Source organism: Brenneria sp. g21c3 (genome assembly GCF_040240345.1).
In the GTDB taxonomy this organism is placed as follows: domain Bacteria; phylum Pseudomonadota; class Gammaproteobacteria; order Enterobacterales; family Enterobacteriaceae; genus Brenneria.
In genome coordinates this window covers 38,794-61,653 of the sequence record NZ_JBEIAB010000016.1, presented here as the reverse complement: position 1 = coordinate 61,653, position 22,860 = coordinate 38,794, and the positions used below count along the sequence as shown (strand labels likewise).

The window sequence follows — 22,860 nt, the reverse complement described above, 5'->3', positions numbered from 1 at the left end:
CCTGAACGAGTACCCGCCGTCACGATCCATGTATAGCGGGGAGCTAAACGGTTAATCTACGCTGTGTATGGAAAAGCAGCGGCGATCTTTATACCCTTCATCTTGAAATTTATCGGATACGGTAAATGAAGGGTAAGGATTCTGTAAATCCGGCTGCCAAGATTGATGCCAGGCCTGAGAATGCACGATACATCCGCGAATGGGGACAGAGATGAAAATTTTACTGGTCGATGATGACGTAGAACTGGGGAATATGCTTTGCGAATACCTGAATGCTGAAGGGTTTGCTACATCAAGGGTACTGACCGGCAAAGAAGGCATTGATGGCGCGATGTCAGGGGAATATACCGCGATCATTCTGGATATTATGCTGCCCGACATGAGCGGTATCGATGTATTGCGTCAAATCAGAAAGAACCAAAAGCTGCCGGTGATTATGCTGACGGCGAAAGGCGATAATATCGACCGCGTTATCGGGCTGGAAATGGGCGCCGATGACTATATGCCGAAGCCATGCTATCCGCGGGAACTGGTCGCTCGTCTCAGGGCGGTGCTGCGTCGTTACGACGATCGGCCGAGCAAACAACAGGACGATAGCGTCGCCGCCTATGGCGATCTGGTGCTTAATCCGGCAACCCGCAGCAGCGAGTGGAAAGGGCAGGCATTCGATCTCACCGCCTCCGAGTTTAACTTGCTGGAGTTGCTGTTACGGGCGCCGGAACGGGTTGTTTCCAAAGACGAGCTGTCGGAAAAGTGCCTGGGACGTCGGCGTGAGGCCTACGACCGCAGCGTGGATGTACACATCAGCAATATTCGCCAGAAACTCGGCGCGTTGGAGGGGAATACGATGACCATCGAAACCGTGCGCAGCGTGGGATACCGGATTCGTTGATGATGATACGCGGACGGCTTTTCTGGAAAATATTGCTGGGGTTCTGGCTGACGTTTATCATCATCTCGCAGCTGTTATGGCTGGCGTTTTCTTTGTACGGTCAACCGCATAAATCCATGGAGGAGACGGCAGTTACGCATGTCGCCGCCATGCAGTCGGGCATTGCGTTGGCCGTGTTGCAGCATGGCGGTTTAGCGGAGTGGCAGGCCGTGATGGCGCAATGGCCTGAAAAGGACAGGCGTTATATTGCGGTCACCTCCTCATCGCAGCCCTTATCCGAGCAGGACATGGGGCATCATCCTCAGTCTGGCTCAAATCCAGGCGATCAACCAAAGCCCGGAAAGGGGCTTGAGCTCTCTCCCGAGTCCGATGAGTTTGCGCCGGCCAGTATGCTCAGGCAGGTTCAGGGGCCGCAGGGCGAGTGGTATCAGGTTCGCTACGATACCAGCCGGTTGCGTAGCGAGTTTCGTCCTCCCGCCAGGCCGCGGGAGATCCTCAATGTACCTATGCCTTTGTTTTTGATCGGCGGTTTTTGCGGATTGCTTTTCAGTTGGCTGTTGGCCTGGAACCTGGCCCGACCGCTTGATCAACTGCGTGCGGGGTTTGGCCGCGTGGCTCAAGGCGATCTCACCGTGCGCCTGTTGCCGTTGATGCGCAAGCGTCATGATGAAATCAGCGAAGTCGCGCGTGACTTTGACTCGATGGTCGAGCGGCTGGATATACTCGTCAGTACCAGAGAGCAGTTATTGCATGATGTGTCGCATGAACTGCGATCGCCTCTGGCGCGATTACAGTTGGCGATAGGGCTGGCTCATCAGAACACCGATAATACGGAAAGTTCGCTGTTGCGGATAGAACGTGAAGCGGCCCGCATGGACAAGATGATTGGCGAACTGCTGGCGTTATCGCGTACCCAGAACGCCGGCATGGACGAAGAGTATTTCGATTTACTGGGGCTGGTGAAAGCCGTGGTCAACGATGCGCGTTATGAAGCGCAGATCCCCGGGGTTGATATCCTGTTTGAGGCGGATGAAAATCTGGATCACACGGTGAAAGGGAATGCGGAACTGATGCGCAGGGCGATCGATAATATCGTCCGTAATGCGCTGCGTTTTTCTTCCCGGGCGCAGAAGGTTAATGTTTCGCTGAAGGGCGACGAAAGCGAATGGACGATACGTGTCGCCGATCAGGGGCCAGGCGTGGATAAAAGTAAGCTATCCAGTATCTTTGATCCCTTTGTCCGCATCGAATCACCGGTTTCTGGTAAAGGATACGGTCTGGGATTGGCCATCGCCCGTAAAGTCGTATTGGCCCACGGCGGACGCATTGAAGCGGAAAATGGCGCGCAGGGCGGATTGACTATCTGCCTGTGCATTCCCCGTTGGCAGTAAAATAACGCCGAACGCCATCCCGTAAAAATAAAAACGGCGCCAATCAGGGCGCCGTTTTCAAATCATCAATGACGATGTGATTTATTTCTTGATACGGATAACCGGCGTTTCACCAACGACAACGGTGCCGCTCAGTTTAACCAGGTCTTTGATTTCATCCATATTGGAGATAACCACCGGCGTCAACGTAGACTTGGCTTTTTCTTCCAACAGCGGCAGGTCAAACTCAATGATGAGATCGCCTTTCTTCACACGCTGGCCTTCTTCAGCAATACGCTTGAAACCTTCGCCCTTCAGTTCGACGGTGTCGATACCAAAGTGAACGAACAATTCAATACCACTATCAGACTCGATAGAAAAAGCATGGTTGGTTTCAAAAATTTTGCCGATAGTGCCATCTACCGGAGCGACGATTTTGTTGCCCGTAGGTTTAATAGCGATACCGTCACCGACGATCTTCTCAGCAAACACGACATCAGGAACATCTTCAATATTGACGATTTCGCCAGACAGCGGCGCAATGATTTCGATGCTGCCGGTGTCTTTCTTATCATCAGAAACCAGAGATTTCAATTTATCAAACAAACCCATGATCTTCTCCTAAGCGTTAATATTGGGCCAGCGTCAGTATAGCGGACTCAGCAGAGCGTTTTTTCTTTAATAAAGCGGCTCACCAAGTTGCTCAACTCTTGTGCCGTTGGTTGGGCTAACGCCTGTTCCGCCAGCGCCTTCGCATCTTCGTAATTTGCATTACGGATAATTTTCTTGATGCGTGGGATAGAGATGGCACTCATACTGAATTCGTCCAGACCCATTCCCAATAACAGTAGTGTAGCACGTTCGTCACCAGCGAGCTCACCACACATTCCTGTCCACTTACCTTCGGCATGGGATGCGTCAATCACCTGTTTAATCAGGGTCAATACTGCTGGGGACATCGGGTTATAGAGATGAGAGATCAGCTCATTACCCCGATCAACTGCCAGAGTATACTGGGTTAAATCGTTTGTCCCAATACTAAAGAAGTCAACTTCCTTCGCTAAATGGTGAGCAATGGTCGCCGCCGCCGGCGTTTCAACCATTACACCCACTTCAATGGATTCGTCGAATGCTTTGCCTTCTTCCCGCAACTGGCCTTTCAGCATTTCCAGTTCCGCTTTCAGCGCCTGTACTTCTTCGACGGAGATGATCATCGGGAACATGATGCGCAGCTTGCCGAATACGGACGCCCGCAGGATTGCGCGCAGCTGGGCATGAAGAATTTCTTTACGATCCAGACAGATACGAATAGCGCGCCAGCCGAGGAATGGGTTCTCTTCCTTCGGCAGGTTCATGTACGGCAGGTCTTTGTCGCCGCCGATATCCATGGTGCGCACGATAACGGCCTGGGCGCCAACGGCTTCAGCAACGGCTTTATAAGCCTGGAACTGCTCTTCTTCGGTCGGCAGGGAGTCGCGATCCATAAACAGGAATTCGGTACGATACAGACCAACGCCTTCCGCGCCATTGCGTTCCGCGCCGGCGACATCGCGTACGGTGCCGATATTGGCGCACACTTCCACCTGATGACCGTCCAGCGTGATGGCCGGCAGATCCTTCAGTTTGGCAAGTTCATGCTTCTCTGTGTTGTATTGTTGCTGAACGGCCTTTAATTCGTCGATAACTTCAGCGGATGGATTCTGATAGATTTTGTTGTTGACCGCATCCAGAATCAGGAAGTCGCCGTTTTTAACTTGTTTGGTGGCATCCGTGGTGCCGACAATCGCCGGTAATTCCAGCGAGCGGGCCATGATGGAAGTGTGGGAAGTACGGCCGCCCAGGTCGGTAATGAAGCCCAGTACTTTATCCAGATTAAGCTGCGCGGTTTCCGACGGCGTCAGGTCGGCGGCGACCAGGATGACTTCGTCTTCGATATCGCCCAGATCGATAATCGTCATGCCAAGAATGTTTTTCAGCAGACGTTTGCCGATGTCGCGCATGTCCGCCGCACGTTCTTTCAGATATTCATCGTCAAGCTCTTCGAGCGCTTTTGCCTGATTCTCAATGACGGAATACGCGGCCGCGTCGGCAGAAGCATGCTCTTCTTTAATCAGGGCTATGATTTCCTGCTCGAACTCTTCATCTTCCAGCAACATGATGTGGCCTTCGAAGATGGCTTCTTTCTCTGCGCCAAGCGTTTTGCCCGCTTTGATCTTGATGGCTTCCAGCTGTTTAGCGGCCTTGGCCCTGCCAGTCAGAAAACGTTCAACTTCTTGCTCTACTTGATCCGCAGAGATTTTTTTCCGGTTGATGACTATTTCATCTTCTTTCAGCAAAAGTGCCTTACCAAAAGCGATACCCGGTGATACTAATATGCCTGAAATCATAACCCTACCTTACTCGATTCTGATGTTCACTAAAAAGCTTGTCTGTAAGGCTTGTCTATTACTCAAGCTCAGCCATTAGTTTAACCAGATGTTCTACAGCTTTCTGTTCGTCTTCACCTTCTGCGGCGATGGTAACCACAGTACCCTGAGTTAAGCCGAGTGTCTGTAACTTGAACAAACTTTTTGCGCTGGCGCTTTTACCGTTCGACGTTACGGTGATTTCTGAAGTAAAGCCTTTGGCTTCTTTGACAAACTGAGCAGCAGGACGAGTGTGCAGGCCGTTCGGTGCGGTAATAGTCACTTCTTGCTGGAACATTCTGTATTCCCCAACTTATGGATTAGATTGATGTTGTGGAACTAAAGTTTAGTGCATGCAGTAAACTTTAGCCTGTGTGGTTAGCACCTGATTATGTTACAGGGGCAGGCCGGGATGCGGCAAGGAAACGCAAAAGTATTTCCTGCATAAAATACCACCAAACATCACCTGGTTCCTGAATCTTTCTTTGAACCGGATAAGCAAAACGATGATACAACCATTGTTGCGTCAGTTAAATCGATTCAGCGAAGGGCGATTCCCTGGCGGTTATTAATTTCACGCATCGAAATAATTGTTCGGTTAAATACTAGACCTAAGCCAGAAAAGCAATCCACATATGATGGAAAGTTTGAACTACGCCACAAAAATGCATCTAAAAAAGCACCTGAATAGGTGCTTTTTTAACATTCGGTTTACTTATGCCCTGCGGCGGTCAGTAAACTTATTGCTGCAATTCTTGCTCGGTAAAGAGGTCTGCGAAGAGTGCGGTACTCAGGTAACGTTCACCGGAAGAGGGCAGGATAACCACGATGGTTTTATCTTCAAATTCTTTCTCTTTTAGCAGATTCAGCGCGGCGGCAACGGCGGCGCCTGAAGAGATCCCTGCCAAAATACCTTCTTCTTCCATCAAACGGCGAGCCGTGCTGATGGCGTCTTCGTTAGTGATTCTTTCTACGCGGTCAATCAGTTTCAGATCGAGGTTATCCGGAATGAAGCCGGCGCCGATCCCCTGAATCTTATGCGGACCCGGTTTGATCTCCTCACCCGCCAATGCCTGGGTGATCACCGGAGAATCCGCCGGCTCTACCGCCACGCTGGTGATGGCTTTACCTTTGGTATTCTTGATATAACGGCTTACCCCGGTCAGCGTACCGCCCGTACCGACGCCGGCGATAAAGACGTCGACAGCGCCGTCGGTATCTTCCCAAATTTCCGGCCCGGTGGTTTTTTCATGAATTTCCGGGTTGGCGGGGTTGCTGAACTGCTGTAGCAGCAAGTAACGTTCAGGATCGCTGGCGACGATCTCCTCAGCCTTGGCGATGGCGCCTTTCATGCCTTTCGCGCCTTCAGTGAGAACCAGTTTGGCGCCCAGGGCCTTCAGCAGCTTGCGTCGTTCGATACTCATGGTTTCGGGCATGGTCAGCGTCAGCTTGTAACCACGGGCGGCGGCCACGTAGGCTAAAGCGATACCGGTATTGCCGCTGGTAGGCTCGACCAATTCGACACCTTTTTTCAGCACGCCGCGTTTTTCCGCATCCCAGATAAGATTGGAGCCGATACGGCATTTAACGCTGAAACTGGGATTACGCGATTCAACCTTAGCCAGAATGCGTCCGTTGCCGATACGGTTCAGGCGAACCAGCGGCGTATGGCCGATTGTAAAAGAATTGTCTTCGTAGATCTTGCTCATAGCCCGTCCTTATAACTGTATGAAATTTTTGCGAACATAGAGAGAATACTCGTTCGCACCCGTCAGTGAAGTAAAGAATTGCTATATCGTTATGTTCTTAGGAAATATGTTTTCATTACAAGGTGAAACATTCATCAATGTGCGCCGGCTCTCACGGTTGTTTTGGCCGCACGGCGGAAAGATCGCGATAACGCTCGGCCCACAGCGCCGTCGCGCCGCAAACCGCCACGGGCATAATGACCAGATTCAGAAACGGAATCAGCGTAAACAGGCTGATCAGCGCGCCAAACTGCATATTGATCACTTTATGCCGGCGTAATGCCTGACGCATGATGGGAAAGCTGACTTTATGATTATCGAAAGGGTAATCGCAATATTGAATAGCCAGCATCCAGGCGCTGAACAGGAACCAAAGCACGGGCGCGAGAGTCTGTCCGACCCCCGGTATAAAATAGAGCAACAGCAGAACAACGGCGCGCGGCAGGTAATAAGCCAGCTTCTGGACTTCCCGCTTCATAATGCGGGGAACGTCTTTGGCGATGCCCAGTATGCCGCTGTCGGGCAATGACTGACCGGTCAGGCGCGCTTCCAGCTGTTCGGCCAGCAGACCGTTGAACGGGGCCGCGATGAAATTGGCGATGGTGCTGAACAGATAGCCGAAAACCAATAAAATGGATAGCACGGCGATCGGCCAGATCAGATAGCTAAGCCACTGGAGCCATGTCGGAATATGGCTCATAACCTGGGGGATCCAATCGCCAAGGCGCGTGAAGAGCCACCAGAACGCGCCGCCCATCAGCAGAATATTCACCAGTAAAGGCAGTATGACGAAACGGCGGATGCCGGGCAGCGAAATCAAACGCCAGCCTTCGAGAAAATAGTGGACGCCGCTGCGTGGTTTACTAACTGGTTTTAAATAAGGCATGAAGTCAGGATTCTCAGTTGTCTATGCATGGCTGCATCATATCGGGATGATTTTATACTGACCAGCCTGCATTTGGATGAAAAAACAGCAAAAAAATGCGTTGTATCTATCTTTATTGTCATAATGTACCGCGCAGACTTGCACTTGTGTACGCAGGCAAATAGAGTTAGTGATACATAAGTCTTTGCCGCGGTGGCAATGTATTGGAACAATTGGGATAGCAATGATGCAGGACTTGCGTCTGATATTAATCGTCGTTGGTGCGATCGCTATAATAGCGCTGTTACTGCACGGCTTGTGGACGAGTCGTAAAGAGCGTTCGTCCCTTTTTCGTGATCGCCCGGTTAAACGTTTGAAAAAAGAACGGGATGAAACCCCGCTTGAGGAGCTCGACGAGGGCGTCGGCGAGGTTCGCGTGAAGAGTGGACGCGCACAGAACGAGCCTTCCCTGGGCAGCTATGGTGCGGATGAGGAAACGCGCGCCGAAACCCCGTCGCCGTTTGGAAATGCGCCTGCTCAATCCGCGTCGTCATACGATCCGCTGTTAGACGAAGCCACTCCGGTTGATTCTCCGCGTTCTCAGATTCATAGCGATGGCCGTCCCAAAGTCGTTGAGCCTCAACTGGATATGCCGCCGCGAAAAGCGTTCACGCCGGCTGATGAGTCCGTGTCTGCGGATGACGTGCATGAGCGCGCGCAGCAAGATGCATCCACGGCCGCTCAATCGCCATCGCCTTCGACGCAACCCGAGCAGAATGAGCAACCGAAAGAAGCGGTTTTGGTTCTGCACGTCGCCGCGCATCAGGGCGGCGTTATCGGCGGCGAACTGCTGTTGCAAAGCGTATTGCAGTCGGGGTTCCAGTTCGGGGAAATGAATATCTTCCATCGTCACGTCAATCCTGCCGGCGCCGGGCCGGTGTTGTTCAGTCTGGCCAACATGGTGAAACCCGGTTCGTTTAATCCGGATGAAATGTCGGACTTTACCACCCCCGGCGTATCCATGTTTATGATGGTGCCTTCTTATGGCGATGCCGGTCAGAACTTCAAACTGATGCTGCAATCGGCGCAGCGTATAGCGGATGATGTCGGCGGCGTTGTGCTTGATGACGAGCGCCGAATGATGACGCCGCAGAAAGTCGAATCTTACAAAGCGCGAATTCGGGATGTCTTGAAAGCCAATTCCTGACGCGGAACGAATCGTTGTTTTGAAAGCCTCCTTTTACGGGGGCTTTTTTACTTCATGGGTTACCTGCCGAGGGTCGGTGACGGAAACGTATTGAAAAATAGGATTAATGGCTGTGAGTGAAGCAAAAGGATTAAAACAGGATCTGGGCATGATCCAAGGCGTCGGACTGCTTTCAACCTCGTTGCTGGGAACCGGCGTTTTTGCCGTACCGGCGCTGGTCGCTCAGATTGCCCAGCAGGATAGCTTGTGGGCCTGGCCGCTGTTGATTCTTTTGGTTTTCCCTATCGCGATTGGCTTTGCGGCGCTGGGACAGCACTTTCCCAACGCGGGCGGAACCGCCCATTTCGTCAGTCTGGCGTTTGGCCCTCGTCTGGCTCGGGTCAGCGGCTGGTTATTTCTTTCGGTTATCCCGCTTGGTTTACCTGCCGCGTTGCAGATTGCCGCCGGTTTCTGGCAGGCCGCGTTTGGCTGGGGGCCGCATGGGCTATTGCTGGTGCAATTGCTGACGCTTGGCGGGATAGGGTTGCTGGGGATGCGCAGCGCGGGGGCGAGCGGCAATATTCAGATCGTCATCGCCCTGCTGGTGGTCGGTTTGGTGGCCGCCATCTGGTGGCGGGGCGGGATCGCTCCCGCCCATATCGACTGGCCGGCGCTCGATGCGCTCTCCTGGCCGAATACCTTCAGTTCGCTGGCGGTGATGTTCTGGTGCTTTGTCGGTCTGGAAGCTTTCGCGCATATGGCGACCGAGTTCCGCTCGCCTGAACGTGATTTTCCCCGGGCGTTGCTGATAGGGATGTTGGTGGCCGGCGCGGTTTATTGGGGATGCACCGTCGCCGTGCTGCATTTTCATGCTTATGGGGAAGGCTGGAGCGCTACCTCGTCGCTGCCGCGCATTGTCGTACAGCTGTTCGGCGAGCAAGGGTTGTGGATTGCCTGTATCGTCGGGTATCTGGCCTGTTTCGCTTCAGTGAATATCTATACCCAGGGTTTTGCCCGCCTGGTATGGTCGCAGGCGCCGACGGGCAGCGCGCTGACCAAACTTTCCGCCGGGCAGGCGCCGGCCAATGCGCTGTTTGTGGTGGTGGCATGTTGCGTGGTGAGTTGCCTGCTGATTTATTGGCTGCAACTGCCGCTTGAACGGCTTATCGTTTATGCGAACGGGGTTTTTGTTTTGATCTATCTGCTGTGTATGCTGTCGGGATGGCGTCTGCTGAAAGGGCGGGCCAGAGTCATGGCGATGATCGGCAGCCTGCTTTGCTGCGCGCTGTTATTGATGATCGGTTGGAAATCGCTTTATGCGTTAATTATGCTGGCGTTGCTCTGGCTTTTTCTGCCGCATAAACAAACGCAACTGGCGCTGCATTGATGCAACGCCTCCGTCAGGCGGCGGAGGCGTCGGTGATATCGTTTATTCGCTATCTGGCTCGGTGGTCGTCGGCTTCTCCGCGTCGGAGAATTTCGCTTCCAGCTCGGTCAGACGCTGTTCCAACCGGGCGATTTTCTCACGGGTGCGCAGCAGTACCTGAGTCTGCACGTCAAACTCTTCGCGATTGACTAAGTCAAGCCGGCTAAACTGCGCCTGTAACACCTGGCGAATTTTCTTCTCTACATCGTCGCCCAATTCCCGGATGCCTTTCGGCATGGACTCATGCACCTGACGGGCGATCTGTTCAATCTTTTTCGGGTCAATCATGGCGCTTTCCTGATTATGTGATTTCGGATGATTATAGCGTTTAGTGTAATGCTAGTTAGAGGAGGGATAAACTAAAACTCACATTTATCCTGTTCATCTTTCAAGTTTTCGTCTGAAATCGATGGGCGGCGCCCGGCGATTATTCCCTGGCGTCGCATCACATTTCTTGTGGCTAATCAATTGCCCTGTTACTTCATTGGCGTTATAGTAAATCCGCTTATTCTCAGGGCGGGGTGTAATTCCCCACCGGCGGTAAACCAGCCGTATATTGTTATATACGCGTTGGAAGCCCGCGAGCGCTCACTGTTTGGTTTCCCGACGAAGAGTTCGGTTTACCTGTGTGAGGTCAGCAGATCCGGTGTAATTCCGGAGCCGACGGTTAGAGTCCGGACGGGAGAGAGTAACGGTACCTGTCGGGTAATGATATGATTATAGCGTTTACCCACTCGCGTTATTTTTTAGCCCTTGCAATGCAGTCTGTTGCGACGGTGACTCCTTAGTCTCGCCCTGATTCTGGTAATCCATAATAACATTGAGGTTTTTTACCATGAATCAGACATTACTTTCTGAATTTGGCACTCCGCTTGAACGTGTGGAACATGCGCTTGACGCCCTGCGTCAAGGTCGTGGCGTACTGGTGCTGGACGATGAAGATCGTGAAAACGAAGGTGACATGATTTTTGCGGCTGAAAATATGACCGTAGAACAAATGGCGCTGACCATCCGCCACGGCAGCGGCATTGTTTGCCTGTGCCTGACGGAAGAGCGTCGTCAGCAACTGGAATTACCGATGATGGTGGCGCATAACTCCAGCCACTATCAGACCGCGTTCACCGTCACTATCGAAGCGGCCGAAGGCGTCACTACCGGCGTCTCCGCGGCTGACCGTATCACCACCATCCGCGCGGCAATCGCCGATGGCGCCAAACCGAGCGATTTGAATCACCCCGGGCATGTTTTCCCGCTGCGCGCTCAGCCGGGCGGCGTGTTAACTCGCGGCGGACATACCGAAGCGTCGGTAGACTTGGCGACGTTGGCAGGGTTGAAACCGGCGGGCGTACTGTGCGAACTGAGCAACGATGACGGTTCCATGGCGCGGGCGCCGGAAGTGATCGCCTTTGCCAAACAGCATGATATGCCGGTATTAACCATTGAAGATATCGTGGCGTACCGTCAGGCGGCGGAACGTAAAGCGAGCTGATTTTCCCGCAAGCCAATCGCTAATCAAGGGCCGACGATCTCGGCCCTTTATCATATCTCTCAGCGCTGATCAGTTTACCAACTGTAGTTCACCGTTAATGTCGTGGTTCTGCCAATGCCATAGAAACAAGAGGTGGTGGAGGCGCATGAGGCGACATAGTCTTTATCAAACAGGTTGTTGACGTTGACCTGGATTGACGCGCCTTTTAGCTGGGGTGCCGCTTTGCCTAAGTCATAGCCCAGCATGGCGTCATACAGGTTGACCGACGGCACCTTGAAGCTGTTTTTCGTATCGCCGTATGAACTGCCGACGTAGCGGGCGCCGACGCCGGCGCTCAGCCCGGCCAACCGACCGCTCTGGAATTCATAGTTACCCCACAGGGAGGCGAGGTGGGCGGGAACGCGTGCAAGTTTTTTCCCTTCCGTCCCCGCAACTTCGGTACGTTTGGTTTTGGCGTCGGTATAGGAGTAAGTGGCGATGACGCTCAGTTCGTCCGTCAGCTTGGAACGTAACTCGGTTTCCACGCCGCGTGAACCGACCTTACCGATTTGTTTATAATCGACCAGGCTGTTTTTCCGCGTCAGCAGGTTGGTTTGCTGTAAGTCATACAGCGCCACCGACATCATGGTCTCGCTGTCGCGAGGCTGGTATTTTACCCCGACTTCGTACTGGCGGCCGGTGGTGGGGTCAAAGGACCTGCTGCTGTTGGTATTACGTTGCAGCACCGGTTCGAATGAGGTGCTGGCGCTGATGTAAGGCGAAATCCCATTGTCGAAGGCATATAGCAGCCCCGCGCGTCCCGTCAGTTTATGGTCATTCTGCTGATCCTGGCTACTCGTCAGGTGGTTGTAAGTTCTGACTTCGGCCCAATCCTGCCGGCCGGACAACAGCAGGTTCCAGTTATTCCATTCCATCTGATCCTGGAGATAAACGCCAATCTGATCAAGCATCTGACGCTGATTGGTCAGCGGATTGAAGGTGCTTTCATCGAAGCTCAGCCCGTACTGCGGGCTGGTCCAGTCGATAGGACTGGAGGTTCTGTTTCTGTTCAGCGTTTGCTTGTCTTTATTCCATTTATAATCAAGACCGGCCAATACGTTGTGTTCCAATCCGCCGGTGTTGAATTGCGCGCCAAGCTGGTTATCGACCGTCATTTCCTGGGTTTTGCGCCATTCTACCTGCGCAAACCGGTTTAATAGGGTCGTATTTTCTTGCACAAGATTGCCGAATACCAGGTAGCGGTAGCGTTGCTCGATATCCGAGTACCGTACGTTCTGACGTACGGTAAAGACATCATTAATGATGTGCTCAAACAGATAGCCGATGGATTTTTGTTCACGCCAGGATTCGTTGTAATTAGGATCGCTCACGTTGAAATCGCGCGGGATTTTGCCCTGCGCCGTATTAAATACCGTTCCGGAGGCCGGTAAAAAGTTTCTGTATCCGGCTTTAGGATCGCGCTGGAAACTGGTCAGCAGGGTAAAGCTGGTATCGCTATTTGGCTGATAGGTGATGGATGGCGCAATGGCAAAACGCTGTTCTTTAACGTCTTTTACCTGGGAGTTTTTTGTGCGGCCAATGGCGTTCAGCCGGTAAAACAGCGTGCCTTCATCATTCAATTTCCCGCCTAAATCCAATGCGGCCTGCGCTAAATGGTCGTCGCCGGTTTTAAATTGAATTTTGCGGATATTTTCCGTGGTGGGGCGCTTGCTGATCATATTGATCAAACCGCCGGGGCTGACCTGGCCGTACAAAACGGAGGCCGGGCCACGGACGACTTCCACGCGCTCCAGCAGCCACGGCTCAACCGAGCCATTCTGCGACGCCGCCGTATTGCCGTAACTTAATCCATCCAAAAAACGCGGCGCGTAGCTGAATCCACGGATGAACAACTCGTCATAGCGGTTTGAATTGCCCCGATACTCAGTGAAGACGCCGGGCGTATAGCGCAATGCCTGCGAAACGGAAGAGACGTCCTGTACATCCATTTGATCGCGGGTGACGACGGAAACGGATTGCGGCGTTTTGACCAGTTCCGTCGCCGTTTTCGTTCCAGAGGTGCTTTTCTTGGCGACAAAACCTTTCAGTGGCGCCGTCGGATTTTCATTCGCCTGAGCGGTAACGACCAGCGTCTCCGCCTTCCCCGGCTCCGCATAGTTGGTTGTGGTCGCCGCCGCGGCCAACGAGCATGGGAGCAGTGTGGCGGTGGTGGTCAATAACAGACGGGAGAAGCGCCCGTCCAGTCGTCGTGTTTTCTTACCCAGCCCTGTTTTTTTATGAGACATAATGTATTTAACTCTTTAAATAAATGTAAAAAATATGGTTTTAGGAATGCGTTTTATATTCCGCGGCTCAAACGGTAACATATTAATAAATGCAAATGCCAATGATTGCTATTTGTATTTATATGTTTGTGATAGCCTGATCAAAATTGATTTGCCAATCTTTAACGTCAACTTCATGTATGGCAGGGTGAATGTGAAACACTTGAAAATGAGCGGAGTCGTGGCTGTGATGATGTCATTGGGGGCCGCCAACGTTTATGCCGAAACGTGCAGACATGAGTCGCTGGACGCGTCCGATTCGGTTATTCGGGGGCAATTTAATTCACAGGGAAAAGATTGTTTTACACTGCCGTTGCAGGCGGGTTTTTATTTTAATGTGGTGCTTAAAGGGGGAAGCGCGCTCGTTCTGGCCGATGAGCAGCGCAAGCATATTCGCACTTTGTTTGCCGATATGCCGATAACATCGGAGAACAAGGGGGTATTTGATATTCATCAGGATAAAAAATATACCTTTGTTATTCGCGGCAATCCCTCGGATCAATATCAAATTCAGTTGATACCACATACCGCCGTTCCCCTGAAGGTTGAGCTGCAAAATGAAATTATCAGCCCAACGATAACCCGGTTAAAAACGTCTATCGATAGCGGTGGAAAGAGTACGGAATTTTGGCGGGAGCGGACGTTATCCGGCGCGCCGATGGTCGAGCCTTACGATGAGCAGAACCGTATTGTGACTTTTCTTTGGCGCGGCGCGCGACAGAATGCGTATATTCTGGGCGCGCCTTCCGGCGATCACGATCCGTTATTTCATTTGCCGGGCAGCGATGTCTGGTTTCGCAGCTATATCGTCCCCGCCGATACCCTGATGTCATATAAAATCGCGCCGGATGTACCTGAAATAACCTCGTCGGCGCGGGAGCAGCGCAGAGCGATTTTGATTACCGCCCAGGCGGATCCGCTTAATCCTCAGGCCAGCCCTTATCCATCCGAGGATAAATATAATCATCATTCATTGTTGAATTTGGCGGGCGATAAAGTCTGCCGCGCCCGATTGTCTGATGGCCAGAAACTGCACGGCGTGGTTAATTCTTTTACCTTTTATAGCCCAACGTTGAAAAACAATCGTGAAATTGCGATTTACGAACCGACGTTGAGTCACGGCGATAACCAGGCTCGAAATGTGGTGTTTCTGTTTGATGGAAAGACGTATATGAAGAAATATCATATACATAAGGTGCTGGATAAGCTGATAGCGGATAAAGAAATCCCTCCTGTCACCTTGGTTTTTGTTGATGTTATCGATGCGGAAACCAGAGAGAAAGAGCTTCCTCCTAACCCCGATTTTGCGGATTTTATGGCCAAAGAATTAATACCCTGGTTGGCGCAGAAAGGGATTAATACGACGGCGGATAAAACCATTGTTTCCGGCTCCAGCTATGGCGGGCTTGCCTCGGCCTGGGTGGCTTATCAATATCCGGCGATATTTGGCAACGTGCTGAGCATGTCGGGTTCGTACTGGTGGGCGCCGAAAGACGAAGAGGGTGAATGGCTAATCAGACAGTTTGCCGCATCCGATAAGAAGGCGATTCGTTTTTATCTTGAGGCGGGTCGTTTTGAAAACAGAGGCGATAACGGCGGCATATTAATGAACAATCGCCATTTTTATGACCTATTGAAAAGTAAAGGCTACGATGTCGAGCATGCCGAAAGATCCAGCGGGCATGACTATATCAGCTGGTGTGAGGCCATACCGCATGGCATAAAGGTGCTGTTGCGTTAGCAACCTAGCGGCGGCAAGTCTGAATCCCCGTCATCGGTGAGCGGTGACGGGGATCGTCGGCTGATTACCTGAGAGATAAAGCCATTTCCATCGTCTATTGCTTTCTTGCCAGCAGCGTGGCGAAGCGTAGTTTTATTCGGTTGCCGTTCTCGTCGGTTTTATGTAATTCGCCGATGTCTTCGTTATATTTGACGATTTCCCATTCGGCATAATAGTTCTTCAGTTCCCCCGCTTTAAACGTGAAGGAAAACGGAATGGGACAGGGATAGTCATCGGTCGACATGGCGGCGACGATCAGGTTATATCCGCCCTGTGCCGTATGTTCCTGCATATTGCGAACAATGTGTGGAATGCGCTCGCGCTCCAGAAACATGAACACCACGGTCGAGAGAATAAAATCGTACTGTTCCCCGATTTCCGCCAGGTTGATATTGTAAACGCGGGCCTGAATGTTCTTCAGCGCTTCGCTTTTGATAATGTCATTCAACGCGTCAATGCTGTGCTGGTTTTTGTCGCAGGCGGTGACGTCAAAGCCGCGCAGATTCAAATACAACGCGTTGCGTCCGCCGCCGCAGCCTAAATCCAGCGTTTTGCCGGGCTGGACATAGCGCATGGCGTCAATTACATCGGAATGCGTGCGGGAAAGATCATATTTTTTTCGATAGAAATCTTCCGGCGTGCAGAAAAAGCTTAACTGACATTCGAGATCGTCAGAAAAGGAAACGATGCGGTGCCAGACCTGCGGCGCAATAAACGATGGTTGATGTTGTGCGCAGAAATGATGTGTTTCCTGCGTATCGCCATTTTCATTTAACAGAGAAAAGGTCATTTCTCCTTGCAGAATGGCCAGTCTGGCCCAGGTTCCCTCCTGCGTGTTGTGTTTTTCCCGAAAAGCGGCCGGCAGCGTATGGCTGTTCCAGCGCGGCATTTTCTTATAGCAAATGAGATCTTGCATGGTTACCTCGGTGGATAGGTTTATTACCGTATTCTATAAAGCCGCACACAGGTTGACTATAAAAATGTATTTTAAATGCATCTTTATTGGCGGCGAGATATGGAATCGCTTTCGCTGCGGTAACAGTGGGGATGTTCCCAGTCAGGTTGGCTGGGGATTAAGATAAAAATACCCCGGCGAAATGCCGGGGTATTCCGTGACCTTAACTACATTTTGCGCATTGCGAGGACTGGATTATCTGGTAGAAATCGTTGCCTTTATCATCAACCAGAATAAAAGCCGGGAAGTCTTCCACTTCAATCTTCCAGATGGCTTCCATACCCAGTTCCGGGTATTCCACGCAGGTCAGGCTCTTGATGCTGTTCTGCGCCAGAATGGCCGCCGGGCCGCCGATGCTGCCGAGATAGAAACCGCCGTGTTTGTGACAGGCATCGGTCACCTGCTGGCTGCGGTTGCCTTTCGCCAGCATGATCATGCTGCCGCCGTTGGCTTGCAGCAGATCCACGTAGGAGTCCATGCGTCCGGCCGTTGTCGGGCCTAATGAGCCGGAAGCGTAACCGGCGGGGGTTTTCGCCGGGCCGGCGTAATAGATTGGGTGATCCTTAACGTATTGCGGCAGGCCTTCGCCGTTATCCAGACGCTCTTTCAGTTTGGCATGGGCGATATCGCGACCGACGATGATGGTGCCGGTCAGGGAAAGGCGGGTGGAAACCGGGTATTGCGACAGCTCTTTCAGAATTTCCGGCATCGGGCGGTTAAGGTCGATTTTCACCGCATCGCCTTCACCCGCCTGACGCAGCTCTTCGGGGATATATTTACCCGGATTGTGTTCAAGCTGCTCCAGCCAAACCCCTTTGCGATTGATTTTCCCTTTGATATTGCGGTCAGCCGAACAGGAGACGCCCATCCCGACCGGGCAGGACGCGCCGTGACGCGGCAGACGGATAACGCGCACATCGTGGGCGAAATATTTACCGCCGAACTGCGCGCCCAGGCCGAAATCGCGCGCGGCTTGCAGCAGTTCCTGCTCCAGCGCGAGATCGCGGAATGCCTGACCGTGTTCATTACCTTCGGTGGGCAGTTCATCGTAATATTTGGTCGACGCCAGCTTGACGGTCTTCAGCGTGGTTTCGGCGGAGGTGCCGCCGACGACAAAGGCGATATGGTATGGCGGACAGGCGGCCGTACCCAGCGAGCGCATTTTATCCAGCAAAAAGGATTTCAACTTTTCGGGGTTCAGCAGCGCCTTGGTTTCCTGATACAGATAGGTTTTGTTGGCGGAACCGCCGCCTTTGCTGACTAACAGGAATTTATACTCTTCGCCCTCGGTGCTGTAGAGATCGATCTGCGCCGGCAGATTGGTGCCGGTGTTGACCTCTTTGTACATATCCAGCGCGGCATTCTGCGAGTAGCGCAGGTTATCTTCGGTGAATGTGTTGTAAACGCCATGGGACAACGCTTCGGCGTCATTAATGCCGGTCCAGACCCGTTGGCCTTTCTTGCCGACGATAATCGCCGTGCCGGTATCCTGACAGGTCGGCAGAATGCCTTTGGCGGCGATTTCAGAGTTGCGCAGAAATTGCAGCGCGACGTATTTGTCGTTCTCGCTGGCTTCGGGGTCGTGAAGGATGCTGGCGACCTGCTGCTGATGAGAAGGGCGAAGAAAGAAAGAGGCGTCATGGAAGGCTTGCTGGGCGAGAAGGGTAAGCGCTTCCGGTTCGATTTTCAGAATATCCTGTCCTTCAAATTGCGTAACAGAAACAAAGTCGCTGCTGAGAAGGCGATATTCGGTGTCATCCTTACTAAGTGGAAAAAGATCTTGGTAATAAAAGGGTTTAGTCGACATTTTTTTCTCACTTGCGTTCGCATTATTAGTGGGTTTATATCCTGCATGATGCTAATAACCTTCGCATAAGGCTTGACTGGCTGCATACGCATCGGGCACAAATGCAAAAGCAATAATCCCTATAATAGTATGGTTTTACGCCGGCTAGAACCACTTCGCTGCATCACATAATTGGCAAGAAAATCGGGAAAATACTTTTTATTTATAACCTCATGGAGAAAGTAAAATCATTGTAATGAAATAGCTTTAATTAGCAGGGTTATATTAATTAAGTAATTTATTTAAATTACTTAATTAAGGTGGCGGGGTTGGGAAAAATAAGATGTTAATGTGCGCGGTTAATTTTTTAAAGCTATTGCCTAAGCGCAAAATAATATAAGCGAAACGCAGCGCAATCGCCATTTGAAGCGTTGCGCTTTATTGTTTACGGGCGCGATTTTGTCGGTGAAATAGCGGTCATTTCCTGCTGAGCGAGCAGGTTATCAATCATCCATAAGCCGGCCGGGCCGGGCGGATGGGGTTTAGACCAGGCGATATCCACTTCAATCTGCTGCGGCCAGCCGGCGACGGGCAGCTCAACTAAAAGCTGGTGACCGAATTGTGAAACCAGCCAGCGCGGCAGGATGCTCCAGCCGAAACCCTGCTCCGCCATCTCCAGCAGCATCAGGTAGGAGGGCGCCGACCAGACGGCGCCTTCAGCCTGCAATTTATCGCCGCGTTTATAGGTGTTGAGATAAAGTTGGCGCGCGGTGGCAAGCTGGCTGCGGGTGACGTTTTTTTCCGCCGCCAGCGGGTGGGTGGCCGCAACGAATACCGCCATTTCTGTTTTTATCTGCGATCGGGAAACCGCGATGTCCGGCGGATAAGCGGGTTGCGCCTGCACCAGCCCGACATGCGCGCGCTGGGATTGCAGTAAATCAATCACATCGTCATCTTCGGCAATCAGGCATTCAAACTCAATATCGGGAAAGCGCTGTGCGAAGCGTTGCAGCACCGGTTCGTAATGCATGGTTTTCCAGGTATCGGACAGCACAAAGGTCAGCCGGGGTTCAATATTGTCGGCCAGCCGGATCGCCAGTTCATCCAGTGCATTGCTGGCGGCAAGAATTGCCTGCACGTAGGCCAGTATTTTTTTGCCCGCCGGCGTCAAGGTGGGTTGATGCTTGGCGCGGTCGAACAGCGTCAGCCCCAAATCCGCTTCCAGATTGGCGATGGCGGCGCTGACGGTGGACTGGCTTTTATGCAGATGCCGCGCCGCCGCTGAAAATGAACCGGTATTGACGGCGGCGACAAAGGCCAGCAGGGATTCAGGGGAATAGCGCATATCTCACTCTATCGTTTTTATCGATGGATTCTAATTTTATTCTATCAGTTAATGCGATGAGAATGGCCGGATTCTGCCTAAAGAGAGAAATAAACGACAAAAGGAGGTCGTTACGAATGAAGATGATAAAAAGTGAATGCGCTATGCAAAAGAAAACGCTGCGCGAACGCATTTTTCATGCGCTGGGATTTGAAATTATCGCCCTGCTGATTTGCGCGCCCGCTGGGGCCTGGATGCTGAATAAGCCGCTATTTGATATCGGGGCGCTGGCGATGTTGTTATCCAGCGTGGCGATGATCTGGAACATGATTTATAACGCGATATTTGACTGGCTTTGGCCCGCCTGCCGGGTGAAACGGCGTCTGCCGCTGCGGATAGCCCATACGCTGGGATTTGAGGGCGGATTTATTTTTATCGGCCTGCCGCTGGCGGCGTGGATGCTGAATATTACGCTGTGGCAGGCGCTGGCGGTCGAGATCGGTTTTTTCCTGTTCTTCCTGCCTTATACCCTGGCATACAACTGGTGCTACGATATTCTGCGCGGGCGCATTATTCGCCGCCGCGCGATGAACGCCTGCCGCATGTCGGCGCATTCTCGCCTGCGCTGACGCTCGCGCGGCAGATATACGGCCGTAAGCCGCGACGTCAGCGTTGCTGCCGCCACGTCGCTTTAACTTCCTGATACGCCGGCAGTGACGGAGCGCGCCACAAATACCAGGATGCAATGGTGCGATAAGGTCGACAGGCGTGGCTCAATTCACGCAAGGTATGACGCGTTGGCGCTGCCTGTAGATCGTAAACATAGCGTAGCCCTTGTTTAATCCCCAGATCGTCCAGCGGCATAATGTCCGTTCGTTCAAGCGAGTAAATCAGAAACATTTCCACCGTCCAGCGGCCGATGCCTTTTAGCGCGCAAAGCTGTTCGATAAGGGTTTCGTCATCCATTGTCAGCGCCTGTTCCAGGGTAGGTACCGTTCCGCTGAGCGCGCCCTGCGCGATGGCATGCAGCGTTTCGACCTTACGGACGGAAAAGCCGCACTGTCTGAGCGTCTCGGCGGAACATGCCGCGATTTGCTCCGCGCTGGGAAAGACCTGGCCGGCTTCGTCGTGTAAGCGCAGCAGTTTAGCCACCATGGCGTCGCCCGCCCGGGTGGTCAGTTGCTGGTGCGCCACCGCGCGTATCAAGGCTTCGTAGGGTTCCCTGTGCGGCGCCGTTTGATGCCGACAGTCGCCGATGTGCGATATCAGCCGGACCCAGCGCGTATTGATCGCACCAAGGTGGGCCTTGGCCTGCTGGTGAAAATCCTGAAGACGATGGGATGTCATAAACGCGTTTACCTGCCAGATGATAATATTAAGCGCCAGGACGCCGAGTACAGGCGAGAGTATAGTCCGATCGCCATACCCTATGCAGCAGGCGCGAAATTAAAAAGCAAGAGTCGGGCGTGTTCGACCGCCGTATACCGTTTATGGTTTGGCGTAAGACTTACGCAATCCGTCACGCGGGAGATAAAGCATGAAATTTGTCGATAAGCCCCATCAGAATGACGATTACCGCTGGTTGGCGATACAAACGCGCGATAAGGCGGCGGACGGCAGCTTTATTTATGCGGTAAAAACGACGGGCGTATATTGTTCGCCCTCTTGCGCGTCACGTCAGCCCAGGCGAGAAAATGTGGTGTTCTTCGCATCGGCGCAGGAAGCTCAGGCCGCCGGTTTTCGTCCCTGCAAGCGTTGCCGGCAGGGGATGATATCGCGAGAAGATCAGCATGCGAAACAGATAGCCCAGGCCTGTCGGATTCTCGAGCAGGCCGCCAAAGCGCCGCAATTGCAGGCGTTGGCGAAAAGCGTGGGATTAAGCCCTTTTCATTTCCACCGGTTGTTTAAAACCCTCACCGGCGTCACGCCGAAACAATATGCCAGGGCGCAACGGCAGCAACAGTTGCGTAAACAACTGATGAAAAACGGCCCGATTACCGAGGTGATACTGGATGCCGGCTATGGTTCGAACGGCCGCTTTTATGCAGAGTCGGATGCGCAGTTGGGCATGACGCCGAAAAGCTTTCAACATAAAGGACGGGGCATGACGATCTATTTCGCCGTCGGCGCCTGTTCGCTGGGAGATATTCTGGTGGCGGAAAGCGAACGGGGGATTTGCGCCATCCTGTTAGGCGAAGATCCTCAGCAACTGGTCGAGGAGTTGCAGGAAATGTTCGCCAACGCGCGGCTGGTGGGCGGGGATGCGGCGTTTGAACAACGGGTGGCGCAGGTCGTCGGCTTTGTCGATGCGCCGGAAATCGGACTGGCGTTGCCGCTGGATATCCGGGGAACCGCCTTTCAGCAGCGGGTGTGGCAGGCGCTGCGCGATATTCCGGTCGGGGAAACCGCCAGCTATAGCGATATCGCCGCCAGCATCGGTTCTCCCGCCGCGGTGCGGGCGGTGGCGGGGGCATGCGCCGCGAACCGGCTGGCGGTGGCGATCCCCTGTCATCGGGTGGTGCGCCACGACGGTTCGTTGTCGGGCTATCGCTGGGGCGTGGCGCGTAAAAGCGCGCTGTTAAGCAAAGAAGCCCTGGCAAAAGCCGCGGGGGAGCCGGCGCGTCATGAATCTTGATTTATTTGAACAGGAAGAACCGAGACGCTGGACGGAATCGCTGGCGCCCGGCGCGGTTATCCTGCGGGGATTTGTTTATCGGCAGGCCGCGGACCTGATGGCGGCGGTCAACGCGGTTGCCGCGTGCGCGCCGTTCCGCCATATGGTGACGCCGGGCGGCTATACCATGTCGGTCGCCATGACCAACTGCGGACCGCTTGGCTGGGTCACGGATGAAACGGGTTATCGCTATTCTCCGTTTGATCCGCTCAGCGGGCGACGCTGGCCGGCGATGCCGGAACTCTTTTCTCAACTGGCGAAAGACGCCGCCGGCGAAGCCGGTTTCAGCGCTTTCGACCCCGATGCCTGCCTGATTAACCGTTACGATGTCGGCGCCCGGCTGTCTCTGCATCAGGACAAAGATGAACATGATTATCGGCAGCCCATCGTCTCTTTCTCTCTGGGGTTAAGCGCGGTGTTTCTGTTTGGCGGCATGACGCGCGGCGATCGGGTACGGCGTTTGCCGCTGACGCACGGCGATGTGGTGGTGTGGGGCGGGGAATCGAGGCTGCGTTATCACGGCATTTCGCCGCTGAAAGGCGGGCCGGCGCCCGCAGGTCTGCCGGGGGAGTATCGTTTTAACCTGACGTTTCGCAAAGCCGGGTAGCGGCAAATCGCCGGGGAGCCGGTATGGCG

General features: G+C 53.0%; 20 protein-coding genes and 1 riboswitch. Of the genes, 9 read left to right on the top strand and 11 right to left on the bottom strand.

Going from position 1 to position 22,860, the window contains the following annotated elements:
• Positions 1 to 211 precede the first annotated feature (211 nt).
• Complete coding sequence (locus tag ABRZ28_RS19215; RefSeq protein ID WP_319605696.1) at positions 212 to 892, top strand: response regulator transcription factor; 681 nt, start codon at positions 212 to 214, stop codon at positions 890 to 892.
• Entirely contained in the window at positions 892 to 2,283 is a 1,392-nt protein-coding gene (locus ABRZ28_RS19210; protein WP_319605697.1) for an ATP-binding protein, read from the top strand. The genes ABRZ28_RS19215 and ABRZ28_RS19210 overlap by 1 nt, the downstream gene beginning before the upstream one ends.
• A gap of 81 nt (positions 2,284 to 2,364) precedes the next feature.
• On the opposite strand, the gene crr is transcribed toward ABRZ28_RS19210, so the two are convergent.
• From crr to cysZ, 5 genes are all read right to left on the bottom strand, one after another.
• On the bottom strand, positions 2,365 to 2,874 hold the full coding sequence (gene crr, locus ABRZ28_RS19205) for a PTS glucose transporter subunit IIA (RefSeq protein ID WP_319605698.1): 510 nt from the start codon (positions 2,872 to 2,874) through the stop codon (positions 2,365 to 2,367).
• Positions 2,875 to 2,921: 47 nt separating this feature from the next.
• The gene (ptsI, locus tag ABRZ28_RS19200) at positions 2,922 to 4,649 is read right to left on the bottom strand and encodes a phosphoenolpyruvate-protein phosphotransferase PtsI (RefSeq protein ID WP_319605699.1); all 1,728 of its coding nucleotides are present in this window, start codon (positions 4,647 to 4,649) and stop codon (positions 2,922 to 2,924) included.
• Positions 4,650 to 4,707: 58 nt separating this feature from the next.
• Entirely contained in the window at positions 4,708 to 4,965 is a 258-nt protein-coding gene (gene ptsH, locus ABRZ28_RS19195; protein ID WP_005971891.1) for a phosphocarrier protein Hpr, read from the bottom strand.
• A 442-nt stretch (positions 4,966 to 5,407) separates the two neighbouring features.
• Positions 5,408 to 6,376, bottom strand: a complete 969-nt coding sequence (gene cysK, locus ABRZ28_RS19190; RefSeq protein WP_319605700.1) for a cysteine synthase A — start codon at positions 6,374 to 6,376, stop codon at positions 5,408 to 5,410.
• Between the two features lie 151 nt (positions 6,377 to 6,527).
• A complete protein-coding gene (gene cysZ, locus ABRZ28_RS19185) occupies positions 6,528 to 7,301 on the bottom strand; it encodes a sulfate transporter CysZ (RefSeq protein WP_319605701.1) in 774 nt (257 codons plus the stop codon).
• 223 nt (positions 7,302 to 7,524) lie between these two features.
• Between cysZ and zipA the strand changes: the two genes are divergently transcribed.
• The gene (gene zipA, locus ABRZ28_RS19180; RefSeq protein WP_319605702.1) at positions 7,525 to 8,487 is read left to right on the top strand and encodes a cell division protein ZipA; all 963 of its coding nucleotides are present in this window, start codon (positions 7,525 to 7,527) and stop codon (positions 8,485 to 8,487) included.
• A 112-nt stretch (positions 8,488 to 8,599) separates the two neighbouring features.
• The gene (gene yjeH / locus ABRZ28_RS19175; protein WP_319605703.1) at positions 8,600 to 9,853 is read left to right on the top strand and encodes an L-methionine/branched-chain amino acid transporter; all 1,254 of its coding nucleotides are present in this window, start codon (positions 8,600 to 8,602) and stop codon (positions 9,851 to 9,853) included.
• A gap of 42 nt (positions 9,854 to 9,895) precedes the next feature.
• Here the strand turns inward: yjeH and ubiK are convergent, their stop codons facing one another.
• Complete coding sequence (gene ubiK / locus ABRZ28_RS19170; protein ID WP_319605704.1) at positions 9,896 to 10,180, bottom strand: ubiquinone biosynthesis accessory factor UbiK; 285 nt, start codon at positions 10,178 to 10,180, stop codon at positions 9,896 to 9,898.
• 215 nt (positions 10,181 to 10,395) lie between these two features.
• Positions 10,396 to 10,586: riboswitch (FMN riboswitch) on the top strand.
• Positions 10,587 to 10,727: 141 nt separating this feature from the next.
• Between ubiK and ribB the strand changes: the two genes are divergently transcribed.
• Positions 10,728 to 11,381 carry a 3,4-dihydroxy-2-butanone-4-phosphate synthase gene (ribB, locus tag ABRZ28_RS19165; RefSeq protein WP_330521165.1) on the top strand — a complete coding sequence of 218 codons (654 nt, stop codon included), beginning with the start codon at positions 10,728 to 10,730 and terminating at the stop codon, positions 11,379 to 11,381.
• A gap of 74 nt (positions 11,382 to 11,455) precedes the next feature.
• Here the strand turns inward: ribB and ABRZ28_RS19160 are convergent, their stop codons facing one another.
• Complete coding sequence (locus ABRZ28_RS19160; protein ID WP_330521164.1) at positions 11,456 to 13,666, bottom strand: TonB-dependent siderophore receptor; 2,211 nt, start codon at positions 13,664 to 13,666, stop codon at positions 11,456 to 11,458.
• 229 nt (positions 13,667 to 13,895) lie between these two features.
• Between ABRZ28_RS19160 and ABRZ28_RS19155 the strand changes: the two genes are divergently transcribed.
• Complete coding sequence (locus tag ABRZ28_RS19155; protein WP_330521201.1) at positions 13,896 to 15,446, top strand: alpha/beta hydrolase-fold protein; 1,551 nt, start codon at positions 13,896 to 13,898, stop codon at positions 15,444 to 15,446.
• A gap of 94 nt (positions 15,447 to 15,540) precedes the next feature.
• Here ABRZ28_RS19155 and tehB read toward each other — a convergent pair whose 3' ends face one another.
• The 3 genes from tehB to ABRZ28_RS19140 form a co-directional block, all read right to left on the bottom strand.
• The gene (gene tehB, locus ABRZ28_RS19150; RefSeq protein WP_330521162.1) at positions 15,541 to 16,401 is read right to left on the bottom strand and encodes an SAM-dependent methyltransferase TehB; all 861 of its coding nucleotides are present in this window, start codon (positions 16,399 to 16,401) and stop codon (positions 15,541 to 15,543) included.
• Positions 16,402 to 16,603: 202 nt separating this feature from the next.
• Positions 16,604 to 18,247 (bottom strand): class I fumarate hydratase FumA, encoded by a 1,644-nt coding sequence (fumA, locus tag ABRZ28_RS19145; RefSeq protein WP_330521161.1) that lies wholly within the window; start codon positions 18,245 to 18,247, stop codon positions 16,604 to 16,606.
• Positions 18,248 to 18,671: 424 nt separating this feature from the next.
• On the bottom strand, positions 18,672 to 19,571 hold the full coding sequence (locus ABRZ28_RS19140) for a LysR family transcriptional regulator (protein WP_330521160.1): 900 nt from the start codon (positions 19,569 to 19,571) through the stop codon (positions 18,672 to 18,674).
• A 116-nt stretch (positions 19,572 to 19,687) separates the two neighbouring features.
• Between ABRZ28_RS19140 and ABRZ28_RS19135 the strand changes: the two genes are divergently transcribed.
• Positions 19,688 to 20,179, top strand: a complete 492-nt coding sequence (locus tag ABRZ28_RS19135; protein WP_330521159.1) for a multidrug/biocide efflux PACE transporter — start codon at positions 19,688 to 19,690, stop codon at positions 20,177 to 20,179.
• Between the two features lie 37 nt (positions 20,180 to 20,216).
• On the opposite strand, the gene ABRZ28_RS19130 is transcribed toward ABRZ28_RS19135, so the two are convergent.
• A complete protein-coding gene (locus tag ABRZ28_RS19130; RefSeq protein WP_330521158.1) occupies positions 20,217 to 20,897 on the bottom strand; it encodes a DNA-3-methyladenine glycosylase family protein in 681 nt (226 codons plus the stop codon).
• Positions 20,898 to 21,087: 190 nt separating this feature from the next.
• Here ABRZ28_RS19130 and ada point away from each other — a divergent pair, with 190 nt between their 5' ends.
• Complete coding sequence (gene ada, locus ABRZ28_RS19125; RefSeq protein ID WP_330521157.1) at positions 21,088 to 22,185, top strand: bifunctional DNA-binding transcriptional regulator/O6-methylguanine-DNA methyltransferase Ada; 1,098 nt, start codon at positions 21,088 to 21,090, stop codon at positions 22,183 to 22,185.
• Complete coding sequence (gene alkB / locus ABRZ28_RS19120) at positions 22,175 to 22,831, top strand: DNA oxidative demethylase AlkB (RefSeq protein WP_319605711.1); 657 nt, start codon at positions 22,175 to 22,177, stop codon at positions 22,829 to 22,831. Before ada ends, alkB begins: the two co-directional genes overlap by 11 nt.
• Positions 22,832 to 22,860: the final 29 nt, after the last annotated feature.

What these genes read in the sequence shown, in the direction of transcription:
- ABRZ28_RS19215 (WP_319605696.1), top strand. Translation starts at nt 212, where the DNA reads ATGAAAATTTTACTGGTCGATGATGACGTAGAACTGGGGAATATGCTT.
- ABRZ28_RS19210 (WP_319605697.1), top strand. Translation starts at nt 892, where the DNA reads ATGATGATACGCGGACGGCTTTTCTGGAAAATATTGCTGGGGTTCTGG.
- crr (WP_319605698.1), bottom strand. Translation starts at nt 2,874, where the DNA reads ATGGGTTTGTTTGATAAATTGAAATCTCTGGTTTCTGATGATAAGAAA.
- ptsI (WP_319605699.1), bottom strand. Translation starts at nt 4,649, where the DNA reads ATGATTTCAGGCATATTAGTATCACCGGGTATCGCTTTTGGTAAGGCA.
- ptsH (WP_005971891.1), bottom strand. Translation starts at nt 4,965, where the DNA reads ATGTTCCAGCAAGAAGTGACTATTACCGCACCGAACGGCCTGCACACT.
- cysK (WP_319605700.1), bottom strand. Translation starts at nt 6,376, where the DNA reads ATGAGCAAGATCTACGAAGACAATTCTTTTACAATCGGCCATACGCCG.
- cysZ (WP_319605701.1), bottom strand. Translation starts at nt 7,301, where the DNA reads ATGCCTTATTTAAAACCAGTTAGTAAACCACGCAGCGGCGTCCACTAT.
- zipA (WP_319605702.1), top strand. Translation starts at nt 7,525, where the DNA reads ATGATGCAGGACTTGCGTCTGATATTAATCGTCGTTGGTGCGATCGCT.
- ubiK (WP_319605704.1), bottom strand. Translation starts at nt 10,180, where the DNA reads ATGATTGACCCGAAAAAGATTGAACAGATCGCCCGTCAGGTGCATGAG.
- ribB (WP_330521165.1), top strand. Translation starts at nt 10,728, where the DNA reads ATGAATCAGACATTACTTTCTGAATTTGGCACTCCGCTTGAACGTGTG.
- ABRZ28_RS19160 (WP_330521164.1), bottom strand. Translation starts at nt 13,666, where the DNA reads ATGTCTCATAAAAAAACAGGGCTGGGTAAGAAAACACGACGACTGGAC.
- ABRZ28_RS19155 (WP_330521201.1), top strand. Translation starts at nt 13,896, where the DNA reads ATGATGTCATTGGGGGCCGCCAACGTTTATGCCGAAACGTGCAGACAT.
- tehB (WP_330521162.1), bottom strand. Translation starts at nt 16,401, where the DNA reads ATGCAAGATCTCATTTGCTATAAGAAAATGCCGCGCTGGAACAGCCAT.
- fumA (WP_330521161.1), bottom strand. Translation starts at nt 18,247, where the DNA reads ATGTCGACTAAACCCTTTTATTACCAAGATCTTTTTCCACTTAGTAAG.
- ABRZ28_RS19140 (WP_330521160.1), bottom strand. Translation starts at nt 19,571, where the DNA reads ATGCGCTATTCCCCTGAATCCCTGCTGGCCTTTGTCGCCGCCGTCAAT.
- ABRZ28_RS19135 (WP_330521159.1), top strand. Translation starts at nt 19,688, where the DNA reads ATGAAGATGATAAAAAGTGAATGCGCTATGCAAAAGAAAACGCTGCGC.
- ABRZ28_RS19130 (WP_330521158.1), bottom strand. Translation starts at nt 20,897, where the DNA reads ATGACATCCCATCGTCTTCAGGATTTTCACCAGCAGGCCAAGGCCCAC.
- ada (WP_330521157.1), top strand. Translation starts at nt 21,088, where the DNA reads ATGAAATTTGTCGATAAGCCCCATCAGAATGACGATTACCGCTGGTTG.
- alkB (WP_319605711.1), top strand. Translation starts at nt 22,175, where the DNA reads ATGAATCTTGATTTATTTGAACAGGAAGAACCGAGACGCTGGACGGAA.